Raw genomic sequence first — 13,125 nt, 5'->3', positions numbered from 1 at the left:
GTCATTAAACCATTTTGTCATCCCGACCGAGGCCTCAAGGCCGAGTGGAGGGATCGCTTTTAACTCTAAATAAACTATTTTAATGGGTTTTTACTGTCAAAAGGGATTCCTCCACTACGCTTCGCTCCGGTCGGAATGACAACGGGCGAGCGACTTTAGCCAGTTGTAAGAGATATTTAGGTTCATAAATCATTAATAATATAATAGTTAATTAATTTTATTATTATTAAAATAACGCTTTTTAAAAAATATTATTAAGCCGACAAAAAATCCAATAATAACCCAAAATACTAATGACGCAAAAACACCAAAGTTATTCGAAATATCACCGCCAAAAATAGCTGGAGTAGTCATTTCTTTTATAATATTGTTCGGAATAAATAGTGATAAAATACTAACAGTAAGTAGAGTAAAGAATTCGAAAACAAACATAATTATAATTATGGGAAGCGCTATAATACTAAGAAAAGCTCCAAAAATTTCAAACCTTTGTGCTATAAATCCTATAAGAGACAATAGGACAAAAGATACAAATAAAATTAAGTAAAATAAAATCGGAATAATTGCCAATTTTAGATAGACTGGTACATTTGTGAAAATATTATAAATTTTTTTCCAAATTTTATTTATCATAATTCTGATTTTATATCTTTAAGGCCTAAATCCCAGACATCTTTTCCTTTCCGCCAAACTTTAAACTTTTTATTCCAAATTGATTTACTTGATAACTCACCTTTAAATGGCAAGGAATCTCTACTTGATGGATCAATTCTATACCAAGCCCTCTTTAATTTAACCTCAACAATCGAGTGAGTATGTTCGTTATCTATTGATTTTAATTTAACCAAGCGGCCATTAATCCCGGTTGCCTTACATAGAGCAAGGAAAACTACCGCCAAATCAGAGCACGCCTTTCCTTTATAAACATAACCATCTGACAAGATCTCAGAAGCAGTTCTTTTCCATTGGATACTATCAGCATGCTTTTTTGTTTTATTATTATATGATCGGAATTCAAGGGATTTAATTATCTTATTCTTTAAGGTTACCAAATCTTCGGGCTTATCAATGTGCATTCCATTTAAAAAATCTAAGATATTCTGATCAACTTCTATTTGTGATTTAGGTTTTATATTTGGCATACATTGCTATTGCGACCATTAAAAAATATTGTGCGATTTTTTGCAGGAACGACTAGAAAATTTCTGCAAGCGAAGCGTCAGGAAATTTTCAGGAGTGGAGCGTAAAATCCAGCCATGATTTTTTCCGGTCGCGACTTTTGTATTACTTTTCTAGAAAAGTAATACTAAAATGATTACAACCTCTCTTTAAAACTAAATATAGTAGATCTTATTTTTGTTAAAAATTTCCTAAAATATACTATACGAAAACAAAAAAATAACCCAATTAACACAATAATAAATAATAATATTTTCAATTGCCAACACAGCAAATGTATCGGTATAACACCAATAATAGCAATTAATAATGTAAAAAAAATATTATATACAACGAAAAAGAAGTTAATTGTCACCTCACCTCTAATAGTAGAGAGATCGACGGGATTACCTTTTAAATCAAATCTTGCAGATTCTGCTTCTAACTTATATTCTGTCATATAATATATAATCTCTAAAACTGCTCATTAAACCTCAAATCATTCTTATACATCAACCTTAAATCATCAATATTCAGGTCCGACTTCATGGAATAGCATCGCTCGACACCCCAGCCGAAAGCAAAACCCGAATACTTCTCCGGATCAATGCCGCCGGCTTTAAGCACATTTGGATGAACCATGCCGGCGCCAGCCAGCTCCAACCAACCCTCTTTACACATCTTGCAACCTGCGCCATGGCAGAGTCCGCAGGAAATATCCACTTCAAAACTCGGCTCAGTGAATTGAAAATGATGCGGCCGCAAACGAATTGTGCGATCCTCGCCGAAAAATTTCTTAACAAAATAATCAATCGTGCCCTTCAAGTGAGTAATATTAATCCCCTTGTCAATCACTAGCCCCTCAAATTGATGGAACATCGGCACATGAGAAACATCAATCTGCCGACGATAGCATTTGGAAATATTCATCATCCGAATCGGCAGAACGCCCCTCTCCATTTCCCGTACCTGAATGCTAGAAGTATGAGGAGTTAGTAATCGTCTCCCCTCTTTGACTAATTTCTTTGAATTAGCCGGCAAATTCATCTTGATCGGAGAATCATCAATAAAAAAGGTTTCCCAGTCATCGCGAGCCGGATGATCGCCGGGCATGTTCAAAGTTTCAAAAGCATAATAATCCCATTCTACATCCGGATGGCGCGTCCTGACGAAGCCTAACGGCTCTAGGATACTTTCAATCTCGCGAATGGCAATGGTGGCTAAATGCAAATGGCCGACAGCCGGCTTGCGGCCGGGTACGGTAAAATCGAAATTAGAGGAACCGATACCGCCCAAGTTTCCCTTAAGTGTTTCCAGTCCCTCAACAATATAATCTTTGGTTTCATTAGCCAAGGCGCCGATTTCCGCCACCTCTTCTTTAGCCACATCTTTGATCCCCTTCATGATGCCGGTCAGCAATCCACTTTTACGGCTCAAAAATCTATTCTCCAATTCTTCCAGCTCGGAAGCTGATTTGACCTTTGCCGATTCCTCGGTGAATTGCGCCTTTAATTGGCTGAGTTTTTCTTTCATATTGAATATATTATAACCAATTTAACAAGTTTTAGTCAAATGGCTATTAAAAATATTGCGGAGTAAAAAATCTAGCCATGATTTTATTCGCTCGCGACTCTTTGGTGATACTTTTCTCTAGAGAAAAGTATCATGAAAATAAGCCCCTCTTAATCTTCTTCTTCCTAAAGGAGAAAAAAATAATAAAAAAACCGCCCCGACCAACGGGACGGCTAACGCTATACTATTTCTTCCGATAACTCAAAAAGAAAAATTCCAAAATCACCAGAGCCAAAACCAGCAAAATGCTGTTCCACCAAGTCAATAAATCCTTGCTCTGCAGGAAAAAGAATCCCACGACGGCCAAGGAGAAGAAAAATGATTGGCGGAAAGACATGCCCACCAGCTTGTATTCCATTTCCAGCTTATTGAATAATTTGCGAAAGCCGAAACTGATCAGGAAAAACAAACCAAGCAAAGACAAAAACATGCTGGCATAAAAAATCAGTAGGCCGTAAAAGCCGGCGGTTGTCGGATCCACTTCAAAGATAACTAGCAACCAACTGGCCCAGCAAAGTAGAGTGGCGATACTGACGATGATAATTAGTTGTTTGAGTGACATATGATTTGATTACCTGATTAAATTATAACACCAATTAACAAAATCAGCCAATTAAAAGTCCCGCCACATGGGCGGGACTCGGAGAAGACGCAACGGGAATTTTCGAAATCACACTTGAGTGTGATCCTAAAAAAATTTTTAGGAAAGTGCGATTGAAAATGCCTGATGCTTAATGTCATCCCTTAATATAAAATTATATATTAAATTTTTATAAAAACAATACAGTGTCAAGAGCTTGGCTGTGGATAAATCAAAATCAATTTTAAAGGAGGAAGCCGCGCGGCTTCCTCCTAACAGAATGTTCTATTTTCCCGACGCGCCGCCCGCCAACTCCTTGGATACCCGAATGCTCTCCCGGACATAAGCGTTATGCTCGCTACATCTCGGACAGTATTTGGGCAATGTTTCTTCTTTGACCGGTAAGGCGGTGTTTTTCCACTGCCCCGGCGCCACTTCGATTTTAAAACAAGCCGGGCACTTACCCTTTGCCATCAGTCGGGCTCCTTTGGTGCCGGTTGGTCAATTCCCTCTCCATGCCCTCATACGCTTTTGCGGCGCATTCCGGGCAGTAGCCATGGGAAACATCCTCACCGGGTGGTATGGCTTGCTCCGCCCAAGAGACGCCAGACACGCCAGACAAACGCACCCTACGACAAACGCAACATTGTACTATCATAGGCCTCCTTCACGAGATTACTCGTAACGTAAAATGAAAAATGCTTTTTTGCAACACACGCCTCAAACAGTACCCCGGCCGTAAGCGTAAAACCAAGCTTCCTTTGTGAGGATTTGATTATATGCTCTCGAACCATACTGTCTGAGGCGTGTGGGGGAGGCGCATGTATCGCTACATAACGCCTCCCCGGGGAAAGGAGGAGGTCTACCGATCCGGCGGGATAAAAGCCCGACGCGGTGGGGAAAATCTTCCTTCGAAAGTACTTGCAGCGCGCGTTTGCCCGCCTGCTTAGACGGCCAGACATTGCTACCGCATCGATATAATCAAGACTTGAAGAAGTGAATTAAGGCGATTGGCGAATATATAATTTCAAGCCAGGCCCCCTCTTCAGCTTAATCTCCTCCTAAGATCCTCGGCTTTAGACCTTGGATCGGATTTAGGCGGACAAGCATACGCCTTAATCATATCGACGCGGCGACAAGCTGCCGCGAATATTTTTTTAATTAACATTCAGAGTTCCATTATTCGGAACCTTTGTCAAGGGCGACACACGACATAAGCCGCCTGACGCCCTGACAAAGAACCCGAAGGTTCTCTTAAAACAGCTTTTAAGCTGCCACAAGATAATATTGTCAATAATTGAATTTTGTTCAGTTATCCACAACCACTATCTTGAATAAACTATTATATCACACCTTAAATATTTTGTCAAGTGTTTTATCCCCTATTTTTGATTTAATTATAAATAAATGACTAAAATTAGACAAAATAAAATAAAAAAATCGCCCCAAAATAAGCGATTTGTTAACTAATAATTAATAATTAATGACTAATAATAAAACTTATTACTCCCATCTTAGCGCCTCAATGGAGTTGAGTTTGGCCGCACGCTGAGCCGGGTAAATGCCAAAAATTAAACCGACAATAAAAGCTACGCCAAAACCCATGAATATTGACAGCGGAGAAACTACTAAATCCCAATCATAACCCAAATATTTGGCAACTACGGCGACTAAGGCGGAAATCAACGAACCGATAATAATGCCAATAACGCCTCCGGCTAAAGTAACAGTAACCGACTCGGCCAAAAACTGAACCATAATATCATTGGACTTGGCGCCGACAGCTTTGCGCAAGCCGATTTCGCGGACACGCTCATTAACCGAGGCCAACATAATGTTCATTACGCCCACACCGCCGACTAACAAAGAAATACTGGCGATTGCGGCCAAAAAAAACTTCAGCACGTCAGTAATGGAAGTCAGCGTCTTAATAGCGTCGGCCGTGTTGCGGATATTGAAATCGTCAACCTTTGATTCTAATAAGTTATGGCGATCACGCAACAAAAAGCGAATATCCTCCACTACTTGCGACAAATTCTCTTGCTGATCCACTTTGGCGCGAATAAAATTAACATGGCGTACGCCCAGCATTATCTTTTGCGCGGTCTGTGCCGGAATCAGAATAATACTATCGTTATTTTGAAAACCGGAGACGCCGCGTTTACGCATCACCCCGATCACTTCAAAAGATTCTTTGCCGATTTTCATCTTGCGGCCGACAGCTTCCTGACCGTCGAACAGATCCTGCGCCACCTGCCAGCCCAACACGGCAACTTTGGAGCTTCCCCGATCCTCGTCATCGCCGAAAAATCTCCCCTTCTCCACTTCCGTTTCCTCAACCAGTAGATAGTCAGGCATAACACCGTAATAAGTGATATCTGTTTTGGAACTCTGGTAAGACGCCGTAGCTACGCCGGTATTATAAGAGGAGACAGCAGTAACATGCGATACTATTTGCACAATAGCCTGAGCGTCTTCATATTTAAGCGTCTGTAGAATAATGCCAAAAGCCGAAGCAGGCGGGCCGTTCTCGTCGCTGGCACCGGGCAGAATGCCAATCAAATTGGTGCCAATAGCATTGAATTGATTAACGATGAGCGATTGCGCACCGGCACCGGCAGAAATAATCACGATGACAGCGGCAATGCCGATAATAATCCCCAGCGAAGTCAAAAAACTGCGCGTCCGATTGGTGCGCAAAACAGAAAATGATAATTTTACAGTTTCGGTAAATCGCATGTTATTTCATCAGCTGTCCGCCATTCTTGGCGCTGCGGCGATCAGCGACATTGTAATCTTCGGCAATCAGGCCATCCACTATTTTGATGATGCGCTTAGCATGTTTGGCCGTATCGGTTTCGTGGGTAACCAGGATAATCGTATGGCCGGCGTCGTTTAAATCTTCCAGAATCTCCATAATAGCATTGCCCGATTTACTATCCAAGTTGCCGGTCGGCTCATCGGCAAAAATAATTGACGGATTATTGACCAGGGCGCGGGCAATAGCCACTCTTTGTTTTTCTCCGCCGGAGAGCTGATTGGAAAAATTATTAGTACGGTGTTCTAAGCCGACGGCCCGAATCGCCGATTTGACCAATTCATCAATATTCTTAGCTGTACCGTAAAGCAAGGGCAATCTGACATTATTGTACACCGAAGTCTTGGGCAACAAATGAAAGGCTTGAAAGACAAACCCGACTTCCTCATTTCTAATGCGCGCCAGCTCATCTTCCTCCAAATTACTGACATCACGCCCTTTAAAAATAAAACGGCCGGAAGTCAGATTATCCAAAAATCCCAAGATATGCATCAAGGTGGATTTACCCGAACCGGACGGCCCCATGATGGCCACGAATTCCCCCTGATGAATATCGAAACTTACGCCATGAAGCACTGACGTTACCACCTCGTCATTAACGTAGTCTTTTTTTAAATCCTTAACTTCTATTAATTTCTCAGTCATATTTTATATTTATCTTCAATAGCCGCCGTCCGCGCTATTTAGTGGAATCTTTTTTATAAGTCACCACTTGTTCGCCTTCAGCCAGGCCGGAAATGATTTCTACCAAGCCATTGTCGCCGCGCAAACCGATTTCCACATCACGCTCCTGCGGTTGGCTATTAACCAGGATTTCCACGTATTTCTTCGGTACTTCGCCTAAAGTCGTTTCTCTGATCTTGACCGCGCGTTGCGGAATATATAAAGCGCCGTCTTTTTCCGCCGCAATAATGGTAATATTGGCGGTCATACCAGGCTTAATCTGATCACTCCAAGAATCCTGGTTGAAGGTAACGGTAGTTTTGTAATAAGTCACATCCTTAATAATTGTTTGCGCCGGGTCAATAAAAGTTACGGCGCCAGAGAATGGATGATCGCTACCAAAAGCGTCCAGATCAATCGCCACTTTCTCCCCCACAGCCAATTTAATAATATCCGATTCCGGAATATCAACCTTAATCTCATAGCGTTCATTAGACAACATAGCGATCGCCACCCCGCCTGCCGCCGTAGTCTCACCCATGGAATAATTAACTTTGGTGATTTTGCCGTCAATCGGCGCGCGGATAACATAATCATCGGCATCAGCCCTGGTCTTGTCCAGTGACGCTTGGGCTTGGGCCACCGCGGCCTCGGCCGAAGCCAGCTCAAAGCTGCGCGGTCCGGCCTTCTTTAAATCCAAAGACGCTTGCGCAATGGAAACGGCGTTAGCCGCCGCCAAAATCTGCGACTGATAAGAATCGGCCGTATTGATAATATTGGCACGGGCGGTTTGCACAGCCGTAAGCGAAGTATTGTTGGAGGTTTGTTGCGTAGAAATATCTGACTTAATCGTATCTTTTTTGGTTTGGGTGTAGGTAGTATTAATGATAATTTTATCCGCTAAATTAAAACTGGAATCCAAGTAACTGTTAAGCTGGCTAAGAAAGTTCTTTACATCATCGCTGGCCCTGATAATAAATTGTTGATCATCGGACTTCTGCGCCGCTATCACTTCATCGCGCAGAACCGAAAGTCCATTCTTTAAAACGCTATAATCGCTTTTAACTTGGCTCTGCAGACTAGCATCCATCACCAACATATAAACAGTGGTTTCGGTACTAATCAAATCGCCAAAAACAGTATTTAATGCTGTTTGTGAAGTAAAAATAGCGTTATTAAGATTATTAACTGTCTTATCCTTCAATATTTCAACCTGCGTTTCCGATTCACGAACCAGATTGTTATAGTCATTTTGCGCTTTAATCAGCTGTTCCTGAGTCAGATTAATATCTTCAGCGGAAGCGCCGGCTTTAACCTTTTCCAGGTTAGCTTGAGCTGAGGCCAGGTTAGCCTGATACTGCTTGATTAAAGCGGCAATGGAACCGGAATCAATTCGCGCCAAATCCTGCCCGGCCTTAACATCATCGCCTTCTTTGACTCCTATGTAAGTTATTTTACCCGGCGTCTTAAAATTCAAAGTTATCTCATGCGCCGACTCAACTTGGCCGGTAGCCGTCACCGTTTGAGTCAGTTGGCCGCGCTTAACCGCTTCGGTGGTATATTCCACTGCCGATTTAGGCGTTAATAATTTATAGATTCCAAATCCGACCACTGCCAGGATAATTACTAGAATTACCCAAAAGCGTTTTTTCTTGAAAATTTTTAACATAGTATTGAATAATTTTAAATTATAAATTAAATCAACGGTTTACCGGTCATTTCCGCCGGCTGTTCGAGCCCCATAATCTTGATAATCGTCGGTGCCACATCGGACAGTATGCCAGCCGGCTGAACCAAAGATAGATCACCGCCAGGCACTTCCGGAAAACCGGCGTTCTTACCCTCCCATTCCTTGCCGACGATAATAAGCGGTACCGGATAAGTGCTGTGTTCCTTGTCTATTTCGCCTGATTGTAAATTGAGCAACTCCTCGGCATTGCCATGATCAGCGGTAATTAAGGCCGCTCCGCCTTTGGCCAAAACCACTTCTGTGATTTTTTTGACGCAACTGTCCACTGCTTCCACGGCTTTGATTGTGGCTTTTAAGTCTCCAGTATGGCCGACCATATCACAATTGGCAAAATTCAACACAATAAAATCATACTTATCAGCCATAATAGCGTCGATGGTTTTCTGCGTCACTTCCTTGGCTGACATTTCCGGCTTCTCCGCATAAGAAGACACGCGTGGCGACGGCACCAACACCCTGTCTTCACCGGTAAATTCCTGCTCGGTACCGCCATTAAAGAAAAAAGTGACGTGGGCGTATTTCTCCGTCTCCGCGATATGCAATTGAGTTAGGCCGGCATCGGCTATAACCTTAGCCAACGGATCTTTAATGGTTTCAGGAGGAAAAGCGACTTCCATCGGGACATCCTTCTCGTATTCGGTCATAGCCACGAAATATAAATCTTTCAAATATTGCCGTTCAAACTTTTCAAAACCGGGCAAAACGAACGCTTTGGAAATCTCTCGAGCGCGATCCGCGCGAAAATTAAAAAATATCACGGCATCGCCGGGGGCGATGGTGGCCACAGGCCGGCCGCCATCTTCGATCACTACCGGCACAAATTCCTCATCATAGATCTTTTTATCGTAAGAAGCGCTGACCGCCTCGCTCGGATCACTGAATCTTTCCGTGGCTTCACCTTTGACCATGGCGTTATAAGCCAGAACGATGCGCTCCCAATGATTGTCGCGATCCATAGCATAAAACCGGCCGGACAGAGTGGCAATGCGGCCGACACCCAATTCCTCGGATTTGTTTTTTATTTTTTCCACAAAATCAATGCCGGAATTATAGGGCATGTCACGGCCGTCCAAAACGCCATGAATATATACCTCGCGGAATTTTTCTTTCTGACACAGCTCCAACAAAGCGAATAAATGATCAATATGGCTGTGCACGCCGCCCGAAGAAATCAACCCCAGCAAATGAACTTTGCCTTTGTTTTTCTTAGCGTGTTTTATGGCATTGATAAACTTTTCATTCTCAAAAAAGGCGCCGTCAGAAATGGATTTATTAATGCGCGGCAAATTCTGGTAAACCAGCTTGCCCGAGCCCAAATTAAGATGCCCGACTTCAGAGTTGCCAATTTCCCCCCAAGACAAGCCCACGGCTTCGCCCGAGGCCTGTAAAGTCAAAGCCGGATAAGTTTTTATTAATCCTGTCACCCCCGGCGTTTTGGCCAGAGTAATGGCATTGGATCTTGAAGGCGGGGCCGCTCCCCAACCATCCAAAATCATCAGTATTACCGGTTTAAGTCGTTTGTTTTTGCTATCAGTCATAATTTAAATCAAGCTATTCTTACTCATTCCCTTGGGTTTATTTAAACCGAACAGTTTAATAACAGTAGGGGCGACATCACCCAAAACGCCATCGCGCTTTAATTTTAGCGACTTGCCGAAACTGCCACCTACAACAATAAATGGCACTGGGTTAGTGGTATGTTCGGTCAACCTCTCCCCTGTTTCCAAATTGAGTTTGTATTCTATATTGCCATGATCGGCAGTGATGAGCAACACGGCATCATTCTTAAGCGCGGCCGCCACGATTTGCTTGACGTATTTATCAACAGCCTTAACTGTTTCTTGCGCCGCTTCCATATTGCCGGTGTGGCCGATCATATCAGGACAAGCGATGTTGGCGCAGATAAAATCGTATTTTCTTAATGAAGCAATAATTCTGCTGGTTATTCCTTTGGTGGACATAGCCGGCGTCTTGTCGTATCTATCCACATGAGGCGAAGGAATATTAATTCTTTCTTCACCGCCCACCGGATCAGCATAACCACCATTAAAAAAGAAAGTCACATGAGCGTATTTCTCGCTCTCGGCGATATAAATCTGCTTCTTGTTCTTCAACACTATAGGCAAGGTGTTTTTTAAATCTTCCGAAGGATAAGCGGTCAGAATACTATCCAAATCCGGTCCGAAATCAGTCATAGCCACAAAGGAAACATTACGCAATACTCGTTTACGCTTAACAAACCCTGGATTCTTTTCTTCAAATTGATGCTGGACAAACGGCTTGGCCATTTGCCTGGCGCGATCGCTGCGCAAATTAAAGAAAATAATGGCGTCATTATCGCTGATACGCGGCGTCATTTTTCCTTTTTGCCTAATGACAATAGGCTCGATGAATTCATCGGATATATTAGCATTGTAAGCGCGGTCGATGCCGGCCTGAGGACTGTCAGCATAATGCGCATCCCGGCCGTCGGTCATGGCGTTGTAAGCCGCGATAGTCCTGGTCCAGACTTTCTTGCGATCCATGGCGTAAAACCGACCGATAACCGTAGAGATGATCTCATTGGGTTTAAGCGAACGCTCCAAAGCCATGATGGATTTCAAGGCCGACATAGGCGGTGAATCGCGACCATCGGTAAATAAATGCAAATAAACTTTTTTTAACTCATGCTTGCGCACTAAGGTCAGTAAAGCCAAAAGATGATCAGGATCGCTGTGGGGACTCTGGCCGTTAGACAGCATACCCATCAAATGCAAAGCGGTTTTATTCTTTTTGGCGTGATTAATAGCCGCCAAAAAAGCGGGGTTCTTGAAAAATTCGCCAGTACCGATGTGTTTGGAAATCTTAATCACGTCCTGATCGGCAATGCGTCCGGCTCCCAAGTTCATGTGGCCGGCTTCAGAGTTTCCCACCTGGTCTGGCGGCAAACCGACGCAAAGTCCGGACGCGCATAATTCCGTCCAGGGATACTTCTTATACAAAGAATTGATAAACTTCGGTTTAGCTAAAAAAATCGGATTGGAACCGTCTTCTTTGCCGATTCCCCAACCGTCTAATATGAGCAAAAGAACTTTTTTAGCGATTTCTGTTTTTTGTGATTTTTTAGATTTTACAGGCATAAAGTGGCCTAAAAGCCAGAACTTTCAATTTTAAAACACTAAATAACAAAGATTATAACGTAAAAACTTTCAAGTAAAATTGCTGAAAATTACTTAAAAGTAAACAGTTAAAAACAATAAATTCTTAAATTATTATAACACATTTCCTTTTAAAACACAAAACACCCGAATAATCCGGGTGCTTTGCCTATTCTATAATTATTTTTTACCCATCTCATCCCAGATTTCCATCAAACGGTTATACTTAGCGACTCTTTCACCCCGGCTAAGCGATCCGGTTTTAATGTACTCGGCGCCAGAAGCTACGGCCAAATCGGCGATAAAATCATCAGGAGTTTCACCGCTCCTATGACTGACCGCCAGCTTATAATTATTTTTTTGCGCCAGTTTCATCGCCTCTACTGTTTCTGTCAGGGTGCCAATTTGATTTAATTTGATTAAAATGGCATTGGCCACTTTCTTATTAATGCCTTCCTGAAGAATTTTGGAATTAGTCACAAACAAATCATCGCCAACCAAAGCAACCCTCCTGCCCAAGGCCTGAGTCAAATCCGCCCAACCCTGCCAATCCCCTTCAGCCAAACCGTCTTCCAATGACTCAATCGGATATTTCTTAATCCATTCGCCGTACATTTTGATCATCTCTTTTGAAGTTCTGGTTTTCTTATCGGCTTTCATGTCATAATGTTTGTCTTTATCATCAAAAAACTCCGAGGCGGCCGAATCAATAGCTATCCTGACGTCTTGGCCCGGTTTATAACCACTCCCCCTAATAGCAGAAACAATCAATCCCATGGCCTTTTCATTGCCGGTCAGCTTGGGAGCATAACCGCCTTCATCGCCAACCGTTACTGGGTAACCGGCTTTAGCCAAAAGTTTCTTAAGAACATGGAAAATCTCTGCACCACAACGAATCGCTTCCTTAATATTCTTTTGTTGCGGCATCACCATGAACTCCTGAATATCAATTGACCAGCCGGCGTGCGCGCCGCCATTCATAATATTCATCATTGGCACCGGGAAAGACATTCTACTGCTGTTCCAATATTTTTTGTGAAGATAAACGTAAAGCGATTTGTTCTGACTAAAAGCCGCAACACGCGCCACTGCCATAGAAACTCCTAAAATAGCATTAGCGCCTAACTTGGATTTATTTTCCGTACCGTCCAACTTAAGCATCAGTTCGTCAATTTCTTTCTGCTTGGCCGGATCCAATCCTATTAACTTCGGCGCAATAACCGTGTTGATATTTTTTACGGCCTTAAGTACGCCTTGGCCACCATATCGCCGTTTATCGCCATCCCGAAGTTCCAAGGCTTCACGCGAGCCCGTAGAGGCTCCGGAGGGCACTCCAGCCCAAGCTTTTTTGCCATTATCCAAGCACACCTCAACCTCTACCGTTGGATTGCCACGCGAATCCAAAATTTCTCGCGCCTTAACGGACTTTATTTTTGTCATAAGATTA

At 42.9% G+C, this 13,125-nt stretch carries 12 protein-coding genes; all 12 read right to left on the bottom strand.

Annotated elements, in window-relative coordinates; translation table 11 throughout:
• Nucleotides 1-207 precede the first annotated feature (207 nt).
• A complete protein-coding gene (locus WC473_05640; GenBank protein MFA5125272.1) occupies nt 208-633 on the bottom strand; it encodes a hypothetical protein in 426 nt (141 codons plus the stop codon).
• Entirely contained in the window at nt 630-1,142 is a 513-nt protein-coding gene (locus WC473_05635) for a transglutaminase domain-containing protein (GenBank protein MFA5125271.1), read from the bottom strand. Before WC473_05635 ends, WC473_05640 begins: the two co-directional genes overlap by 4 nt.
• Nucleotides 1,143-1,632: 490 nt before the next feature.
• Nucleotides 1,633-2,691, bottom strand: coding sequence for a phenylalanine--tRNA ligase subunit alpha (pheS, locus tag WC473_05630; protein MFA5125270.1), 1,059 nt, complete (start codon nt 2,689-2,691; stop codon nt 1,633-1,635).
• Between the two features lie 223 nt (nt 2,692-2,914).
• A complete protein-coding gene (locus WC473_05625; GenBank protein ID MFA5125269.1) occupies nt 2,915-3,292 on the bottom strand; it encodes a hypothetical protein in 378 nt (125 codons plus the stop codon).
• A gap of 303 nt (nt 3,293-3,595) precedes the next feature.
• Nucleotides 3,596-3,784 (bottom strand): hypothetical protein, encoded by a 189-nt coding sequence (locus tag WC473_05620; protein MFA5125268.1) that lies wholly within the window; start codon nt 3,782-3,784, stop codon nt 3,596-3,598.
• A complete protein-coding gene (locus WC473_05615; protein MFA5125267.1) occupies nt 3,771-3,968 on the bottom strand; it encodes a hypothetical protein in 198 nt (65 codons plus the stop codon). The genes WC473_05620 and WC473_05615 overlap by 14 nt, the downstream gene beginning before the upstream one ends.
• A gap of 845 nt (nt 3,969-4,813) precedes the next feature.
• Nucleotides 4,814-6,049, bottom strand: coding sequence for an ABC transporter permease (locus WC473_05610; protein MFA5125266.1), 1,236 nt, complete (start codon nt 6,047-6,049; stop codon nt 4,814-4,816).
• Between the two features lies 1 nt (nt 6,050).
• The gene (locus tag WC473_05605) at nt 6,051-6,773 is read right to left on the bottom strand and encodes an ABC transporter ATP-binding protein (GenBank protein MFA5125265.1); all 723 of its coding nucleotides are present in this window, start codon (nt 6,771-6,773) and stop codon (nt 6,051-6,053) included.
• Nucleotides 6,774-6,807: 34 nt separating this feature from the next.
• Complete coding sequence (locus WC473_05600; protein ID MFA5125264.1) at nt 6,808-8,460, bottom strand: efflux RND transporter periplasmic adaptor subunit; 1,653 nt, start codon at nt 8,458-8,460, stop codon at nt 6,808-6,810.
• Nucleotides 8,461-8,486: 26 nt separating this feature from the next.
• Nucleotides 8,487-10,079 (bottom strand): 2,3-bisphosphoglycerate-independent phosphoglycerate mutase, encoded by a 1,593-nt coding sequence (gene gpmI / locus WC473_05595; GenBank protein MFA5125263.1) that lies wholly within the window; start codon nt 10,077-10,079, stop codon nt 8,487-8,489.
• A gap of 3 nt (nt 10,080-10,082) precedes the next feature.
• Nucleotides 10,083-11,660 (bottom strand): 2,3-bisphosphoglycerate-independent phosphoglycerate mutase, encoded by a 1,578-nt coding sequence (gpmI, locus tag WC473_05590; protein MFA5125262.1) that lies wholly within the window; start codon nt 11,658-11,660, stop codon nt 10,083-10,085.
• 198 nt (nt 11,661-11,858) lie between these two features.
• Nucleotides 11,859-13,118: a phosphopyruvate hydratase gene (gene eno / locus WC473_05585; protein ID MFA5125261.1), complete on the bottom strand. Its 1,260-nt coding sequence runs from the start codon at nt 13,116-13,118 to the stop codon at nt 11,859-11,861.
• Nucleotides 13,119-13,125: the final 7 nt, after the last annotated feature.

It is taken from the genome of Patescibacteria group bacterium, from assembly GCA_041650895.1.
In the GTDB taxonomy this organism is placed as follows: domain Bacteria; phylum Patescibacteriota; class Patescibacteriia; order 2-01-FULL-39-33; family 2-01-FULL-39-33; genus CAISTG01.
This window is presented reverse-complemented; position numbering and strand designations above follow the sequence as displayed.